This window comes from Pseudoalteromonas sp. S554 (assembly GCF_005930865.1).
GTDB classification, from domain to species: Bacteria; Pseudomonadota; Gammaproteobacteria; order Enterobacterales; family Alteromonadaceae; genus Pseudoalteromonas; species Pseudoalteromonas marina.
Genome location: NZ_PNDV01000051.1, coordinates 10,568 through 27,789 on the forward strand (window position 1 = coordinate 10,568; position 17,222 = coordinate 27,789).

The window sequence follows — 17,222 nt, forward strand, 5'->3', positions numbered from 1 at the left end:
CTATTAACCTAAAAACTGTTTTATTTTAGGGAGCTGTTTAGCAATTGCGTTATCCACAATACGTGGAAAAACACCATTGATACGTGCAAAAAGTTTCTCAGGAAAACCAATAAATCGTCTGGTTTTATTTGAGTTTAATAACGCAACTAACTCATCAGCTACCAACTGCGGGGAGTCCATTTGATTACCAAGCGCCTTATTCATTGCTCGTATTTGTGCATCATTAATATCTGTATCGGTTGCTCTTGGTGCTAAATAACTAACTTTAACGGGTGTGTCTGAAAGCTCTCGTGATAGCGCTTCGCTAAAACCACGTAAACCGAACTTACTAGCACAGTAAAGTGTTTGATACGGGTAACCTATGCTGCCAAATGACGACCCAACATTAACTATGGAGCCTTTATTCGCGTGCAACTGCGCTAAAAACAGCTGACATAATTTCATAGGGACGGCTAAATTAGTGCTCAGTAGATTATCAATTTGCTCACTACTCGATGCACTTAAGCTTTGCATTACATTAATGCCTGCATTGTTTATGAGTAACTTAGCGCCCCCTAATTTTTTGGCTTTAATGGCGAGTGCCAACATGTTTTCGGCAACCGTTAAATCCCCCACAAAAACTATACTACCGGGACATTGGCTACTTAACGTATTGAGGGCATCACTATTTCGCCCCACCAAGAGCAGTTGCCAACCTTGGCCGTGTAATGTTTTAGCAATCGCTTGACCAATTCCACCTGTCGCACCAGTTAATACACATAAGCCGGTATTCATGCGTGTTGCTCTTGTGCTGATGCTTTAAAAAACGGCTCGTCATCTAAAGCGCGAAAAATATCGCCGTACAAACGGTAAAAACATTTTGCGCCATGTAAAATAGCCTGCTGATCCGCCTCGTCGGTAATTTGATTCATTAAGTTTTCAAAAAACTTTACGTGCTCTATATCAAGCGCGCCGTGAGAGGTTAAATAGCTAAACGCTTTTTTAGGAAGTCCTACTGCATTTGCTATGTTTGATGCGGCTCCATCAGCAAGCGCAATTGAGGTCCCCTCTAATACGTGAACCATACCAAAAAAGCTAAGCGGATTTTTACGTGCAATACTATCGTAGGCATACGACACCATCATTTCAGTGGCGAATTGTGGCTGACTATAGCGCACACTTTCTTTATCAAACCCACAGGCTGCAATGTCGTTTAGCACCCACTCTTGATGACCAATTTCTTCTTCAATATATTCAGCTACCGCTTCACGTAACCATTCTTGCTCATCAGTTAAACGTGCGCCAAGTGACATCATTAAAGGAACGGTGTGTTTTACATGATGATAAGCCTGTGCTAAAAACGAGGCATACTCTTCAAGCGTTGCTTGTCCGTTAAATACACGCTGTATAATTGGCGCAGCTAATAAGTACTCACGCTCGTTTTGAGTTTGTGCTTTTAATGTATTAAAAAAATCACTCATGGATCACTTCTCCAAGTCGGTAAAACTGTTCAAAAATAGGGCTGTAGTGCTGGCTAATTGCCGCTCGTTTAGGGCGATTATTAGCGGTTAATAATCCTTGCTGCTCGTTTAAAGGTTGGGCTAAACGGTGCCACTTTTTAATCTGTGCGTAGTCAGGAAGTTGCTGGTTTACTGTTTTTAAATGTGCTTTTAATTGCTCATCACTAAACTCGGGTGCCGCATAAATAAGCGCGCTTAAAAATGGCTGGCTTTCACCAAACACCACCGCTTGCTGTATCGCACTTTGGCTTAAAATTAATGATTCAGGCCATTCGGTGCTAACATTACGCCCCATACTGGTGATGATCAGATTTTTTACTCGCCCTTTTATGTACAGCTTATTATTACGCTTAGATACTAAGTCGCCAGTGGCGTACCAGGTATTTGGGTTATGCGGCGCTTGATTTAAATACCCTAAAAATAACGATCCTTTAATAAATAACTCACCATTTTCAACTTTGGTTTCAACGTGCCCTAATACTTCACCAGCACTATTTATATCGTCATAGTTGGGGGTGTTTAAACTCACTACTGAGGCCGCCTCAGACAGACCATAACCTTGATAAACCGGTAGGTTATATTCTCGTGCAGTTAAAATTAAAGATTCACTAACCCGTGCTCCGCCAACAGCAATAAACTTAAGTGACTTTGGTGGCTGCCAGCCTTGTTTTGCAAAGGCAACTAAACACGTTAATAACTCAGGCACTAAAATAAGGGTGTTAGGTTTTACACTATCGATTGCACCAATGAGTTTGTTAGGTTTTTTTAACCCTGAGCCAACAAAACCTAATTCGTTTAGCGGCATTAAATGTATACAACCGCCACTTAACAAAGGCGCATACACACCCGCTATATTTTCCAGTAATACTGGCAGCGGAAGTAAGCATAAATGCACGGGGTTACTAATGTTTATTTGCTCACATAATGACTGAGCTACCTGCATTTGGCTTTGTGTTGATAAGCACACCCCTTTTGGCTCGCCAGTAGAACCTGAAGTAAATGTAATTTTTTGCGTACCAGTAAAATAGCCCACGGGTTCAATCGCATCGAGCTGATAAATATAAAGGGTATAATGCTCAAATAATGTTACCGACAATGAATGCTTGCCAAGCGAATAACGAGGCATATCACTAATAAAAAACTGCGCACCACATTGCGCTAGCACATACTGTGTTTGCTGCTGACTAAAAAAATGGGCGATAGGCACCGTAACCTTGTTTGCTGCACTGGTTGCGGCATCAACAACCAGCCAAGCTGGAGTGTTATCAAGCTGGAAGGCAATTGCACCTGAGTCTAAAGCGTTAAAAATAGCTGTTAGCTTATTAGTTTCTTGTTGTAACTCCAAAGCGCTAATAGGCATCACTTTATTGGCTAAGTAACTAACAACCACTGGCCCATTCGCTACCTTATTAATATTATTTAATAGGCTCATAAGCTCCCCAACGCGGTCATTAAGGCATTAATTTGTTGTGTGTTTTGCTGTTTAATATTTAACAGCATGGGTGTGTTAAGTACTTGCTGATGTGCCTGCGCTAAATTAACAATGCACACCGTAGGTTGGTTTGCATAATAACTCCCCCAACTTAATGGGTTTTCAACTACAAAGCTGTTAGCAACAGCAACTTCAGTGCAGTTAACACCCAGCATTCGAACCATCGCCCGTACTTTTTTTGTGGCGCAAAATACTAAATACTTAGCTTCAGTATTGTAAAGCGCCTCGTTAACAACAATAAAATGACCAAGCGTTGCCCTGCGATGTGAAGAGCATAAGTTACCTAGCTCAAATATTTTGCTACGCGGAGTTTGTTCTAATAAAAAGTGCTCAATGGGCTCTGCAGTGTACTGCTCAATAAATAAGGGAGAGGTAGCTTGCCTTAAACCTAACGTACATTGCCCCTCAATTGTTGTGTATTGACAAAGTAGTGGCATAAATGATTTAAGCGTTGCATTGTAAGCTACTAAAAAGCCATCTTTTACCGCAGATTCTAGTGCATTACGATGCTCATCATTCTCTCGAGCAGTTATTAAATGTGCCGAATTTGATATGTTATCTAGTGATAAATTTAACTGTGCTAATTGCATAAACATCGCCCGTTTAAGGAGTATGTTTATAAGTTAAAGAGCGAAACTTAAAAAAAACTTAAGAAACAAAAAAGCCCTTAAATAAATTTAAGGGCTTTTAAAGTAAAGTTTATTTTTAGCTATTTGGCAACGCGTTTACGGCGTCTATTAAACCAAACTAATGGTGCTAGTAGTAAGGCAATAAAGCCAACACTACCGCTGCTTGATTTTTTCTCTACAACAGGTGCTACCGGTTCAGCTTCGTTTTTAACCGTAACAGTAGTTTGTTGCATTACAGTTGCAGTGCCATCACTAACCGCAACTTCAAAAACAAGATCTTCATCAGCGGTGATTGCTGCTGGTGTAAATGAGAGTGTAGCTGTATCTTCCCCTGATAATGTTGCTGCAGAACCACTTACTTGAGTCCATGCAAATGTCAACGTATCGTCATTTCGATCTGATGCACTTGCTGTAATGGTCCCTGTTTCTGACTCACTAATTTCACTTGATGCGTTTTCAACTAGTAATAACGGCATCGCATTGTCACAAGAAGTGATTGAATCTCCTGCTACAACTGTTGAGAACACAGGTGACAATACATTTGACATTGTTAAATTATCAATCCACCAACCAAAATCAGAAACTACAGCGTCAGATGAAATACGGAAACGTACTTTTGCTTGGTTACCATTTAATGCAGTACCAAAGTTGATTGTTTCATAATTACCATATGCACCAGACTCCTGAATATTTCTACCAGTGAATGTACCGCGCTCTTGTAAAGCCTGAGATGTGTTTTCAATAAGCTCACCATCGTAACCTACAGAAAATTGTCCCCCCATTTCAGTAACATCAGTCCAATCACCATTATTTACGCTAATTTCTACAACACCACCATCCCAGTCTTGCTCTATAAGGTATAGATGCCAGAATGAAATTTCGAAATCACCAGCGTAACCAATTTCAAACGTTTTAGACTCGATTGCCACATCTGATTGGAAACCATTATTGTTTAAGAACATAGTCTGAGCCCCCAAGCCAAAACCAGCTTGGTCAAAGAAGCCTATGTTGCCACTATTATCCATACTCTGAGTGCCAACAGCGTTGGAGCCACCAAACATTACGTTTTCAGATAGGTCAAATAATGATGAGGCTGATACTTCCATATCATCTGACACTACTGCATTCACTGGTGATTTATCTTCAAATGCCATATTTACAGTGAATGAAATAGAATCTTCTAGTGCTTCAACAATATCATCATCTGTTTCTAGCTCAGGGAAAGTTACTTGTATCTCTAGCGTTTCAGCGGTACCTGCATCATTTAGAGTCAGCATGATTTCTTCGCTTATTGATGTAGCAAATGGCGCTGTTTCACCAAAAGTGACCAAACCTTCATTTTCAAGAGTCACATCATGGTCACTAACAACTGTCAGCTGAGCTTTAGTACCGGATAGCGTTTCACTACCACGGTTGACTATGCTTACACTGATAGACCCTGTTTCACCTTTATCTAAGATATTGTCATTTGAACAAAAACCAACTTCTGCGCCATTAAATGCGTTATTAACCATTACATCTGATAAAGCAAAGGTTGCAAGCTGAGTTTTGTCTGACTCCACAACCCCAGTTAAATCGGTACTGAAACGCTCAGGTGCTTCTGCACCTAGGCCCATGCCACGTTTAGCAAATGCTTCTAAAATTAGTGTGTAATCTGCGGGGTCAACAGCATAGGCAGCAGCCAATATTGCGTCGCGAGCTTCAGTATATAGTGGAGCTACTGGTGTTAATTTGTAACCTGCTACAAGGTAATCTGCCATACGACTTTGTGCATCTTCAAAACCATGTGCATTTATTAACGCTACATAACTTTCCCATAGCATAGTTGCCCATATTTCACCTGCAGCATGCGGCGAAGCTACGTTAGTTGGAGAAATACCTACATCTTCACCTGCTGCCTCTGTAATATGACGGAATGAAAGAGGGTTAACATCTGTATTTGTAGAATATGGTACACGACGAATACCGTAGTAGAAGTCCTCTACGAATGTGCCACTCCCGTAAGCTTTTTGGAACTTGTCGTTACCTGCAATATTAATATCATCAGCTTTTGCAATAAACATTAATGAATGGAAATCACCCCATCCTTCACCCATTGCACGTCCTTGGAAGTTAATTAACCCCGATGAATTACCAACCAAGCGGTTACTGATATAATGACCCCATTCGTGTGCAATAATACCGTTATCAAAGGTGCCGTCTTTCAATGTTGCCCTATTAAACATATCAACAGTAACAATATCACCTGCAGCAATTAAGTCATAGATAGCTTTACCATCAGCAAAATTTAAGCCCAGATTAGGAATAGATACAGCATCGTCTGCCCCACCCATTGGGGCTGGCTCATCTGTATCGGGGTTATTATTTACAACAATTGCACCGATTGCACCTGCATCTTGCGCATTAAGTACTTTTTGAGTAAACGCGCATGAACCACGGTCAATAATTGCAATTTTACCAGCGAGATCTACTGCATTTACAGCAGGCTCACATCCGTCGTTGATACTTTCAGAGTCTGTAGCATTACCATCGTCGATACGAACAACTTCACCTTCGATATCACTAAATTGATTCTGACCAAAACTTGATGGTTGTGTTGAGTTTAATAGCCCTACACTTGCATTTGATGTAACTGTTACACCAAAATCTACGCCTACCATTGCATCTTTACTATCGTATAGGTACATCTGCATACGTGGGCTAGCGCCATCAGCTGGGGTAGACATATTTGCATTATTACGACCAGAGTTATCTTGCGCTTGAGCTTCTATTGGATCGCCCTCAATCCCACCACGTTCGTAGTTAGTTAACTGAGCAACATTTGACGTTTCATCAAAGCCATGATCATAAAAGAAATCATGCAGAAAGTTATTCATGTAAAATAAGTTTACAATAGCAGCTTTTCGATTTTCGTAACTGTTTGCTACTTGGTCAACCTGATATGGATAATCGAAAGTAAAATCTGCAGTTGTTTCAGCAGTAAAATCCCCCTCACTAAAATCTTGCGGCGCTACAACATCGGCATAAGCAAATACATTATTGCCCGATGTTGTCGTTGCATCGTCAGCTAACCATGGATCCATAGTACTTATTTTGTTGTAGTAAGATAAAGAAACCATTGGCGCATCTAAAATCTCTGTTTCATCTATCTGCTCTGGTCCATCGGCAGGGATTACATCACCATGAGGACTTTCCATTGGGTAGCCGTCTTGATTAGCGTAAACGCGATAGTTGAAATCTGTTGCATGTGATTTTAAATTTTTCTTAAAGTAAACTTTATTATTTTGCGAGCCGATTACGTAGCTGTAATAATCACTTTCTAGCGAGTTAGCATCAGCAACTTCTATTTCTATATAATAAGCAGACTCTAATTCGCCAGCAACTTCGAAAAATACTTTTTTAGCTCGAGGCTCACCGATGATGACTTTTGAATCATCTGCAGATGTTGCTTTGTATTTAGCATACCCACTCTGTTCACCAATTTTTGTAAGTGACACATTAATTCCTGCCAACTCTCTAAAAACAGCCTGAATACTTTGCTCTGCAGTTAAAAAGTTATTCAATACTGCAAATGAACCATCAACAGAAGCTGTGTCGGCAAAATAACCAGAGCCAGCAACTAGGTTAAACTCTTTATCCATTACTAAATTGTATTCGCGGTTAAATACTTCAATACCATGTACTTGCTGTCTATACTTTGCAGTAATAGAGCCACGCTTTTGCTGATGTAAATCAGCTAATACAGCTGAAGCTACTGTACTTTTTTGGCTACTTACACCCGTTAATGACTCTAGATAAAAGTCAGCTGCATATTTATTTCGCATAGCAGGCTCAATCAGAGCCATATCCGGTTTAGCTTGACCAATAGCTTGCCATAAAAATGTGGCTTTACCCATTTGAGCATCAAAAATGGAATTATGGCCTGAAACTGTAGTTCGTGCTGCTAAAGCGCGTTGCTGAACTGCAGCTGGAACCATTGTTTGTGATTTAGATTGTGCGGTAACATCGAAATACTGCGCTGATTCAGCTGCGGTTAGTTGGCCTGCTGATAATGTAGCTGCAACTATTGCGGCCACAGTAGAAACTTTGAAACTAGACATAAAACACCCTGTTTATATTTTGTAATTTTTATTTGATTTTTGTATTTTAAATGCAATACATGTAAACAGTAGCAACATAATCTATAAATACAAAGCACAGACCAATCTAATTTTCAAATTAAGGTAAAGAAATGCAAACAAAAAATATTTTTTCATCTATGACAATTATTACAACTCTCATATTGATAGGGTGTACAAATGATAATCAACCTAAAGATACCCGATTGACTAGCGATGAAAACTTAGTTGATACTATTGATGAAAGAAGTGTAAAAACATATATTAAAAAAAATAGAGAGCAGCAAGTTAGAAGTATTTTTTCATCAGGTGACAAATTAACTTATTCATCTCAGATTTTAAAAAAAGGTGATGTCGTATTTAACCAAACAATGGGGCAAAAGGGAGTTATAACGGGGTCAATTATTGTAACACTTCTGGGTAACTCTATCCCAATGGATTTAAGTAAAAAATTTAAACTATCAAAGCTTACTCAGAATAATTATAAATTATTAGCAGAAAAAAATAGTGATATTGAAGAATTAGTTACTTACCTGAATAGCCATGACCAAATTTCTAATGTGGAGATTTCAGTAAATTACTCACCTATAAATACGCAATTTTAGTATATGGGCTTATCTATACTAACTAGGCTCTGCCACTACGCAGCGATTACGGCCATGCTCTTTAGCATGGTAAAGCGCTTTGTCTGCACATTTATATACTTGGTCGATGTTATTGCTGTGGGTTGGCCAAGTTGCAATTCCGATTGAAACGGTAATAAAACCGATTGTTTCCATTTGCGTTGTTTCAACAGTGGTGCGTAATCGCTCTGCTATTTTTAGAGCGCTTTGGCTATCTTCATGAGGCAATACAAGTAAAAACTCTTCACCACCAATACGCGATACAATATCCCCTTTTCGAGAGATCTTTTTTATAATATCGGCTAATACTTTAAGTGCTTCATCGCCTTTATCGTGCCCAAAGGTATCGTTCACACGTTTAAAAAAATCGATGTCTATTTCTAAAATAGCGAAGGGTGTTTGTCAGCGGATCGGTTTGGGCATCGTGCTTAAGTTGCCCTATTTGTGTTTGTAAAATATTGACGCCATTAAGCATCGCCAGCTTCAATCTTTGGCTTTCAAAGTACCACGCTTTTATTCTTTTTAGCTTTTCTATGCTGTTTACTTCGTCGAGTCTGTTTGCGCTACTAGCGAGTTGCTTTAATGGGCGTGAAATAAAATACGAAAATACACCTATGAGTATGAAGGTGAGCAACGCCATGGGGAGCGTTCTTGCAAATACTTCCATGATTAATGTATCTAGAGACGCAAGTGTTGCTTTGATGGGACGTTGGGCAACTACGCCCCAGTTTGAATTAATAACGGGTGAAAATCCTGCGAGCATTTTTACCCCTTTGCTGTTTACAACAACGGCTTGCCCGCCTCTCCTGTAATAACCGCATTAATTACTTTATTATTGGCAACGCTTGTACCTATTCGTTTACTATCTGGGTGATACAGGATTTGCTTATTAGCATCGACGACATAAAGGTGCGATCCCCCTTCGTAAAAGTGTTGCTCTAGGAGATCATTTAAAATATTTCTTTCTTTTAAATATAACGAGCCGCCCACGTAGCCTAAATAATTCCCTTCTTCGTTAAATAAGGGATGCGATATAAATATAATTAAATTATTGGCTGCTGACATGTACGGCATACTAATAAGTGACTTTTTTTCTTTTAAAGCCTGTGTTGCGCCGGGAGAGGAAATTGATTTTCCTATGATTTCAGGTAAATAAGGGGATGTGGCATTTATAACCCCATTCTTACTTATAACTACTGAATTAAAGCTATTTGTTTGCAAATTTAAACGCGTTACTTCTTCTTGCAGTAATGCTGCATTATTTATGTTTTGCTCAATTTTATTTGCTGAATATGCAAGTTGTTGTTTTGCCGACTCTAAAAAGTTGTCGGTTGCTGAAGCTAATTTATTAGCGTAAGCGAAGTTACTTTCTAATGTATGGCTTACTAACTGCTCTTTTTGTACTTGGTACGTTGAATGAAAACTACTAATAAGCGTGGCTAAAGCCGCAGAAAAAGCCAATAGCACAATAAGAAGACGCAGATTAAGCACAGGAAATAATTTATTCAGCAAAAGTAAACAGCCCACAGTACACTGCTATTAAAGCAAGTACTTTGTTAAAAAGTATTTACAATTATACCCCGCCATTTATTAATTATCTAATATTTGAGCACATAGTGTATTTTTAATAACCAGCCAAATAACTTTTTATTACATTGTGACGTTACATTCCCTCTACTAACTAGGGTGCGCTTATTTTGCAGTTATATAAAAAAATAGATAAGCTGCTTTCACTGTTCATTTTATTTAGCTTTGGAGTGTATTTTGCTAAATAAGTATGTTTTATCGTCAATTATTTTTATATCTGGGTGCTTAATGCCATCAATTAAAGCGGTTGCAAAACCAGCTCTTTCTCTTGAGGAAAAACTAGGGCAAAAGTTAATGCTCGATTTTCGCTATTTTTGTGAACAAGGCACTGGTAAACATTGCAGAACGCCTATCACAAAGCTACCAGAGTCATTGGCGCGCGTAATCAGCGACTATAACATTGGTGGCGTCATATTATTTTCAGAAAACACACAGTCAATTGAACAAACCATTACGCTTAGCCACCAACTTCAAGTGGCTGCCAGTAAATCTTCAAGTAAACTGCCACTATTTATATCAATAGATCAAGAGGGCGGAAGAGTTGCGCGTTTGCCGCGTGATATTGCAACGTCATTCACGGGCAATATGTCTATTGGTGCAACCTATAAACAGCATGGCGTTGACTTTGCTACTAAATCAGCAACAGCTATTGCCAATGAGCTAACAGCTCTGGGGATCAATGTAAATTATGCACCCACCGTTGATGTGAATATGAACCCAGACAACCCCGTTATAAATGTACGCTCGTTTGGTGAGAACCCACAACGAGTGAGTGAACTTGGCGCAGCACAAGTTGCTGGGTTTGAGAGTAATGGCATAATTACATCGCTCAAACATTTTCCGGGACATGGCGATACTCACGTTGATAGCCACACAGGACTCCCTAACGTTGCCCACTCAAAAAGGACTATTTACGAACAAGATTTAGCCCCTTTTAAACACATTATTGCTAAGCAAAACCCCGGTATGATCATGACAGCGCACATACAATATCCTGCGCTTGATAGCTCAACCTTTGTCTCTGTAGAAGACAAAACAATGATTAAACCCGCCACTATGTCGCGCACTATTATTACCGACATTTTAAGAGGTGAGCTTAACTATAAAGGCGTAGTGGTTACCGACGCACTTGATATGGCTGGTATTAGTCAGTTTTTTACACCCATTCAAGCTGTTATAAATACATTTTTAGCCGGCGTTGATATTGCGCTTATGCCTATAGAAATAAGAACGCCCGATGATATAAAAAAGCTCGATGAGCTTATTAAGTCGTTAGTTAATGCTGTCGAGTCAAATCAGTTAGATGAGCAAGAAATAACACAATCGGCTGCGCGTATTATTTCGCTTAAAAATGCATTTGAGTTATCTACTGAGTTTGACCCTATTAATGCAGTAGTTAATGCAAAAAGTATAATAGGCAATAAACAACACAGAAAAATAGAAGCTGAGCTTGCTTTAGCAGCAATAACACAGGTAAAAAACACAGAAAACACATTGCCACTAAATTTAAATGATGACCAACATATACATATTATTATGCCCGACACCCGTAAGTGTATGGCTATGCAGCAAGCAATTGAATCTGCAAGTTCATCATCTATTACGTTCAGCTGCAGCAGCTTACAAGGGTTTGACCCCGCACAAGCAACCCAGAGCATTAAAACAGCTGATATTGTTATAGCGGGTAATGCCACACCTAATCAAAGCGCGGTTGAAATTGGTGGCATGGATGATTTAAAAGATGACCCTAATTTTGCGCTTAATACGCGCGAACAGCCACAAGCGCTTGAGTCACTGCTTGCCATGGCTAACAAATTTAATAAGCGTACTGTATTTATAAGTTTGAGGGCTCCTTACGACATTGCTAAATTTGGCGACTATGCCCACAGTGTACTGGCCTCTTATGCTTACAATATTGATGTAGACAAGCTCGAGCGTGTTTCAGGCCCTGCCTTTACCGCGCTCGCTAAAGTATTAGTAGGCCAAGCCACTGCCAATGGCACCTTGCCTGTTACAATTAAACCGCAAAAAGGCAATTAACATGAAACTAAATTGTGATTTAGGCGAAAGCTTTGGTTCATGGAAAATGGGGCTAGATGATCAAGTTATGCCACATATTAATATGGCGAACATTGCTTGTGGTTTTCACGGCGGTGACCCTGATGTAATAGCAACAACATTAACGTTAGCTAAAAAAAACAACGTAACGGTAGGCGCGCATCCCAGTTACCCTGATCTTCAAGGATTTGGACGACGCTCTATGGCGTTAACAACAAGCGAACTAACTAATTGTATTCAGTATCAGATAGCAGCGCTTGAAGGCATGGCAAAAATACAGGGGCTTACGTTAAGCTATGTAAAACCACATGGTGCACTTTATAACGATATGATGGCTAACAACGACGTGTTAGCAACCATTATATCTGCTGTCGCGAGCTACCCTAGCAAACTAAAGCTAATGATTTTAGCGACTAACCAAGCAGATAAACACATCCAGTTAGCTAAACAGTTTAATGTAGAACTAGTACTCGAAGCATTTGCAGATAGGCAATACACTGATGAGGGCTTTTTGGTCTCTCGCAAACTTGATGGCAGCGTGCATGATAAACCCGCCATAATTGCACAGGTCAAACAGCTTTTACAAACAGGCAGTGTAACCACACGCTCAGGTGAGCAACTAATGCTTAATGCACATAGCCTATGTGTGCATGGAGACAATAATGATGCAATTGAGCTCATTAAAGAAATAAAAGCACTGTGTGACTGACCTTTAGTAATATACGAAAGCTGTAAACCCCCTTTACAGCTTTTTACCCCAACTTGTTAAATACACCCATAGAGTTAAATATGAGCTTCATCGCATTGCACTGTTAATTTAATAATCCCTCACTTATAACTGTACATGAGTTAACAACAGGGATTAACAATGAAACAACTTTTAGCACTTAGTTTTATATTAAGCGCAAGCCATTTGGCTAACGCAAACGACAATACACACACATTGCAACTTCAAGATGTATTTGATTTAGAATATGCAAATCAAATAGATATTACTGACGACGGAAAAACCGTTTACTTTGTGCGAAACCGCATGGATATAAAAACAGACCGAAAAGTGGGAAACATTTGGTCTGTTGATTACAAAACCAAACAAATGCAGCCGCTCACTTCAGGCGTTCATATGGATTACTCGCCGGTACTTTCTCCAGATGGGCAGCGCCTTGCTTTTATATCTACCCGCGATGGCAGCAGCCAAATTTATATGAAGTGGCTTAAAACCGGTGCCATTGCCAAAATAAGTAATTTAACCAGTAGCCCTCGCGCTATTAGTTGGAGCCCCGATTCAAGCCAGCTTGTATTCAGCATGTTTGTACCAAGTAAAAACACGCCACCGGTTAATTTGCCAGGAAAACCGAAAGGCGCAACGTGGGCAGAGCCAGCTAAATTTATTGATGACGTATACTATCGAGCTGATGGTGGTGGATACTCGCAAAAAGGCTTTAATCAATTATTTACTCTTGATGCTAACGGCGGAAATGCTAAGCAGCTTACTAGCGATGAATTTGATAACGCAGGTGATGTTAGCTTTAGCAAAGATGGCAGCTTACTTTACTACTCTGCGAATAGGCATAAAAATGGTGAACTCAAGCCTACAAACAGCGAAGTGTATAAGTTAAATCTTAATACATTAGCCATTGAAGCTATAACAAATAGAAATGGCCCAGATCAACAACCCAAAGTCTCTCCTGATGGTCGTTACCTTGCGTATACAGGATATGACGATAAACGCACTAACTACGAAAATACTCAACTTTACATTCGTGATTTAAAAACGGGTAACACCAAAAGCTTAACACCCAACTTTGATAGAAGCGTTGGACAAATAAAATGGGCTGCAAACTCTAAAGGGGTTTACTTTAGCTATGCCAATGAAGGGCAAACTACCCTTGCTTATCAACCTCGAAGTGGCAAGCGTAAAGTGATCACCGAACAAATTGGCAGTGTAGCATTTGGACGACCATACTCAGGCGGAGATTTTGATGTAAGCAGCAACGGCGATATCGCGTTTACACTTGCTGACACTCAACGCCCTGCGGATGTAGCGAGCATTAAACGCGGTAAAACTCAGCGCTTAACCACGCTTAATAGCGATGCGCTAGATGATAAACAACTAGCAAAAGTGGAAGAGATTTGGCTTAAATCAGGCCACGACCAATTACCTATTCAAGGATGGATTGCTTACCCACCAGGATTTGATAAATCTAAAAAATATCCTCTAGTACTCGAAATTCACGGCGGACCGGTGGCTAATTATGGTCCTCACTTTAGTGCCGAAGTTCAGCTTTTTGCCGCAAATGGTAATGTGGTTTTATATATGAATCCGCGCGGAAGTGATTCGTATGGGAAAGAGTTTGCACAAACCATTCATCATAATTACCCAAGTAATGACTTTGATGACTTAATGTCTGGGGTTGATGCGCTTATTAAAAAAGGGTTTATTGATGAGTCTAAACTATTTGTTACCGGTGGTTCTGGCGGAGGTGTACTAACAGCATGGATTGTTGGACATACAGATCGATTTGCTGCAGCTGTTGTTGCTAAACCTGTTATAAATTGGATCAGCTTTGTACTAACTGCCGACTTTTATCCATTTTTTGCTGATTACTGGTTCCCAGGCAAACCATGGGATCACATAGCGCATTACATGAAACGTTCGCCAATTAGCTATGTAGGTAATGTTACTACACCCACAATGCTGCTTACAGGTGAAGCAGACTACCGCACACCTATTTCTGAAACAGAGCAATACTACCAAGCACTAAAATTACAAGGTGTTGACACCGCGATGGTTCGCATACCAGATGCATCGCATGGTATTACAGCTCGCCCTTCTAATTTAATGACTAAAGTTGCTTACATTCAATGGTGGTTTGATAAGCACAGTAAATAGCATTACATTAATTAAATTACTAAAAGCCACTTTTTAAAAGTGGCTTTTACGTATGTGCAAAGTGTAAACCCCCTTTACACTTTTAGGGCATATTAAATATCGGACTTAGTCTATTTCTCAGTTAGTAAAATTTCGGTTTATAGCTTTTTTATAGTTTGAGTTAGTAAAAAATCGGTTTGAGTCACTGTTTATAGCCTTTCAGTTGGTAAAATTTTGTTTTGTGAAAGGTATACGTTAGTAAAAAATCGGTTTATAAATCGAATTTAAACACCAAAAAAAACAAAAAATAACGTTTTTGATTACTTTAATAGCTCTTTAAGGCCCCTTTACAGCAAAAAAGCACTTACAAAACGCTTTTATTAAAGGGTTAGTTAAACTCTGATCTACAAATTCGGTTAGCTAGTTAAAACGTGATCCGCATATCTATAGTTGGTTAAAACCTGATCTCAACTAACTAAGTAACCTAATGTAAGTTTTATTTCTAATACACTATCCGCTTTTAACACTAATAAAGGCTTTACTATTAGTGAGTGCAGCAAAAATATTTATGACACATAAAAAAAGGGCCTTACGGCCCTTGAGTAACACTATCTAGAAATTTTTAGAACTGGTTCATGGTGTTATCTTCACCACCGGCTTTTAACGCGTTATCACCAGAGAAGTACTCTTTGTGTGTATCACCAATATTAGAACCTGCTAGGTCTTGGTGTTTAACAGATGCTTGTTCACGGCGAATTTCTTGGCGTTGTACATCACGTACATAAGCAAGCATACCTAAGTCACCAAAGTAGCCTTCTGATAAAATATCCGTGCTAAGTGCTGCAGTATGGTAAGTAGGCAGCGTAATTAAGTGGTGGAAGATACCCGCTTCACGTGCACCATCACGTTGGAAATTTTGTACCAATACATCAGCTGCGGCTGCAAGCTCTGTTGCATCCATTTCTGGTGCCATTAGGCCTTTGTTATCACCAAGGCTTGGGTAAGCGCTCAAATCGCGACCCGCTTCTTGCCACTCTTGGTACACTTGCTCACGGAACTTAAGCGTCCAGTTAAACGAAGGTGAGTTGTTGTACACTAGTTTAGCATTTGGTACTTGCTCTTTAACACGGTTTACAAGCTCAGCAATTTGTTTTACGTGTGGCTTTTCTGTTTCAATCCACAATAAATCAGCGCCAGATTGTAGGCTAGTTACACAGTCAAGTACTACGCGGTCTTTCTCTGTCCCTTCACGGAACTGGTATAGGCCATTTTCAAGGCGAGTAGGTTTACACAGCTCACCGTTGATTTTCATTGCCGTATCACCTTCGTTTAAGTCCTCTACGCCATTAATAGGTGTAGTCTCTAAAAAGGCATTGTACTGACTTGCTAAATCACCTGGAGTTTGTGATACCGGCACTTTTTGAGTCAAGCTTGCACCTAACGAATCAGTGCGCGCAACAATAATACCGTTGTCGATACCTAGCTCTAAAAATGCATAGCGAACCGCATTAATTTTTGCTAAAAAGTCTTCGTGAGGCACGGTTACTTTACCCGCCTGGTGACCACATTGTTTAGCATCAGATACTTGGTTTTCGATTTGAATAGCACATGCACCTGCTTCAATCATTTTTTTAGCAAGTAGGTAAGTTGCCTCTTCGTTACCAAAACCTGCATCAATATCAGCAATAATTGGCACAACATGTGTTTCAAAGTTGTCAATTTTATCAAGTACAGCTTGAACGTTGCCGCCATTCGCTTTGGCTTCATCTAGGTCATTAAATAAGTGGTCAAGCTCACGGGCATCGGCTTGCTTTAGGAATGTGTAAATTTCTTCAATAAGCGCTGGAACAGATGTTTTTTCGTGCATACTTTGGTCAGGTAACGGACCAAACGCAGAGCGAAGTGCAGCAACCATCCAACCACTTAAGTAAACATAACTACGTTTAGTTGTTTTTTGGTGGCGTTTTATAGCCATCATCATTTGCTGGGCAGTAAATCCATGCCAACATCCTAAAGACTGTGTGTATTGGCTTGAATCTTTATCGTAAGCGGCCATATCTTCACGCATTACGTCAGCTGTGTATTGTGCAATTTCTATCCCAGTACGAAAGCGATTTTGTAAACGCATGCGAGTTGCATACTCTGGGTTAATTGCCTGCCATGCATTACCTTGAGATTGGCATAAAGTAGAAAGTGTGTCGGTTTCGCGTTGATATGTTGTCATAATAAATTCCTTCGAACGGGTATATAAATAATTTAATGTTGTGAGAGTGGCAACGTTGCTAGTGCTCCGTAGCGCTTAATTCAACATTAGGCTTATTTTTTAGATTTAGTAAATTTATAG

Annotated in this window: 13 protein-coding genes; 4 read left to right on the forward strand and 9 right to left on the reverse strand. The window is 39.7% G+C overall.

Annotated elements, in window-relative coordinates; all coding sequences use genetic code 11:
• Positions 1-3: 3 nt before the first annotated feature.
• The 5 genes from CWB65_RS12260 to CWB65_RS12280 all read right to left on the reverse strand — a co-directional run bounded on the left by CWB65_RS12260 (position 4) and on the right by CWB65_RS12280 (position 7,720).
• Positions 4-774: an SDR family oxidoreductase gene (locus tag CWB65_RS12260; protein ID WP_138740678.1), complete on the reverse strand. Its 771-nt coding sequence runs from the start codon at positions 772-774 to the stop codon at positions 4-6.
• Positions 771-1,460 carry an iron-containing redox enzyme family protein gene (locus CWB65_RS12265; RefSeq protein WP_055011601.1) on the reverse strand — a complete coding sequence of 230 codons (690 nt, stop codon included), beginning with the start codon at positions 1,458-1,460 and terminating at the stop codon, positions 771-773. The genes CWB65_RS12260 and CWB65_RS12265 overlap by 4 nt, the downstream gene beginning before the upstream one ends.
• Positions 1,453-2,931, reverse strand: coding sequence for an AMP-binding protein (locus CWB65_RS12270; protein WP_138740679.1), 1,479 nt, complete (start codon positions 2,929-2,931; stop codon positions 1,453-1,455). The genes CWB65_RS12265 and CWB65_RS12270 overlap by 8 nt, the downstream gene beginning before the upstream one ends.
• On the reverse strand, positions 2,928-3,581 hold the full coding sequence (locus tag CWB65_RS12275; RefSeq protein ID WP_138740680.1) for a thermostable hemolysin: 654 nt from the start codon (positions 3,579-3,581) through the stop codon (positions 2,928-2,930). Before CWB65_RS12275 ends, CWB65_RS12270 begins: the two co-directional genes overlap by 4 nt.
• Positions 3,582-3,700: 119 nt before the next feature.
• On the reverse strand, positions 3,701-7,720 hold the full coding sequence (locus CWB65_RS12280; protein WP_138740681.1) for a rhombosortase-dependent M36 family metallopeptidase: 4,020 nt from the start codon (positions 7,718-7,720) through the stop codon (positions 3,701-3,703).
• 131 nt (positions 7,721-7,851) lie between these two features.
• Between CWB65_RS12280 and CWB65_RS12285 the strand changes: the two genes are divergently transcribed.
• Entirely contained in the window at positions 7,852-8,343 is a 492-nt protein-coding gene (locus CWB65_RS12285) for a serine protease external chaperone (RefSeq protein WP_138740682.1), read from the forward strand.
• 18 nt (positions 8,344-8,361) lie between these two features.
• Here the strand turns inward: CWB65_RS12285 and CWB65_RS20245 are convergent, their stop codons facing one another.
• Genes CWB65_RS20245 through CWB65_RS20255 form a run of 3 tightly spaced genes read right to left on the reverse strand, consistent with a single transcriptional unit; the run spans position 8,362 to position 9,873 of the window.
• Positions 8,362-8,715: a GGDEF domain-containing protein gene (locus tag CWB65_RS20245; RefSeq protein WP_502704842.1), complete on the reverse strand. Its 354-nt coding sequence runs from the start codon at positions 8,713-8,715 to the stop codon at positions 8,362-8,364.
• Positions 8,716-8,719: 4 nt separating this feature from the next.
• Entirely contained in the window at positions 8,720-9,124 is a 405-nt protein-coding gene (locus CWB65_RS20250; RefSeq protein ID WP_502704843.1) for a hypothetical protein, read from the reverse strand.
• 17 nt (positions 9,125-9,141) lie between these two features.
• Positions 9,142-9,873 carry a cache domain-containing protein gene (locus CWB65_RS20255; protein ID WP_502704844.1) on the reverse strand — a complete coding sequence of 244 codons (732 nt, stop codon included), beginning with the start codon at positions 9,871-9,873 and terminating at the stop codon, positions 9,142-9,144.
• Between the two features lie 303 nt (positions 9,874-10,176).
• Here CWB65_RS20255 and CWB65_RS12295 point away from each other — a divergent pair, with 303 nt between their 5' ends.
• The 3 genes from CWB65_RS12295 (at position 10,177) to CWB65_RS12305 (ending at position 14,899) form a co-directional block, all read left to right on the forward strand.
• The gene (locus CWB65_RS12295; protein WP_138740683.1) at positions 10,177-11,988 is read left to right on the forward strand and encodes a glycoside hydrolase family 3 protein; all 1,812 of its coding nucleotides are present in this window, start codon (positions 10,177-10,179) and stop codon (positions 11,986-11,988) included.
• Position 11,989: 1 nt separating this feature from the next.
• Entirely contained in the window at positions 11,990-12,715 is a 726-nt protein-coding gene (locus CWB65_RS12300; protein WP_138740684.1) for a 5-oxoprolinase subunit PxpA, read from the forward strand.
• Between the two features lie 159 nt (positions 12,716-12,874).
• Positions 12,875-14,899, forward strand: coding sequence for a S9 family peptidase (locus CWB65_RS12305; protein WP_138740685.1), 2,025 nt, complete (start codon positions 12,875-12,877; stop codon positions 14,897-14,899).
• Between the two features lie 601 nt (positions 14,900-15,500).
• On the opposite strand, the gene CWB65_RS12310 is transcribed toward CWB65_RS12305, so the two are convergent.
• On the reverse strand, positions 15,501-17,102 hold the full coding sequence (locus CWB65_RS12310) for an isocitrate lyase (protein ID WP_138740686.1): 1,602 nt from the start codon (positions 17,100-17,102) through the stop codon (positions 15,501-15,503).
• Between the last annotated feature and the right edge of the window lie 120 nt (positions 17,103-17,222).

Coding starts and splice junctions, on each gene's coding strand:
- CWB65_RS12310 (WP_138740686.1), bottom strand. CDS start 17,102: ATGACAACATATCAACGCGAAACCGACACACTTTCTACTTTATGCCAA.
- CWB65_RS12305 (WP_138740685.1), top strand. CDS start 12,875: ATGAAACAACTTTTAGCACTTAGTTTTATATTAAGCGCAAGCCATTTG.
- CWB65_RS12295 (WP_138740683.1), top strand. CDS start 10,177: ATGCCATCAATTAAAGCGGTTGCAAAACCAGCTCTTTCTCTTGAGGAA.
- CWB65_RS12265 (WP_055011601.1), bottom strand. CDS start 1,460: ATGAGTGATTTTTTTAATACATTAAAAGCACAAACTCAAAACGAGCGT.
- CWB65_RS12275 (WP_138740680.1), bottom strand. CDS start 3,581: ATGCAATTAGCACAGTTAAATTTATCACTAGATAACATATCAAATTCG.
- CWB65_RS12285 (WP_138740682.1), top strand. CDS start 7,852: ATGCAAACAAAAAATATTTTTTCATCTATGACAATTATTACAACTCTC.
- CWB65_RS12270 (WP_138740679.1), bottom strand. CDS start 2,931: ATGAGCCTATTAAATAATATTAATAAGGTAGCGAATGGGCCAGTGGTT.
- CWB65_RS20250 (WP_502704843.1), bottom strand. CDS start 9,124: ATGCTCGCAGGATTTTCACCCGTTATTAATTCAAACTGGGGCGTAGTT.
- CWB65_RS12260 (WP_138740678.1), bottom strand. CDS start 774: ATGAATACCGGCTTATGTGTATTAACTGGTGCGACAGGTGGAATTGGT.
- CWB65_RS12300 (WP_138740684.1), top strand. CDS start 11,990: ATGAAACTAAATTGTGATTTAGGCGAAAGCTTTGGTTCATGGAAAATG.
- CWB65_RS12280 (WP_138740681.1), bottom strand. CDS start 7,720: ATGTCTAGTTTCAAAGTTTCTACTGTGGCCGCAATAGTTGCAGCTACA.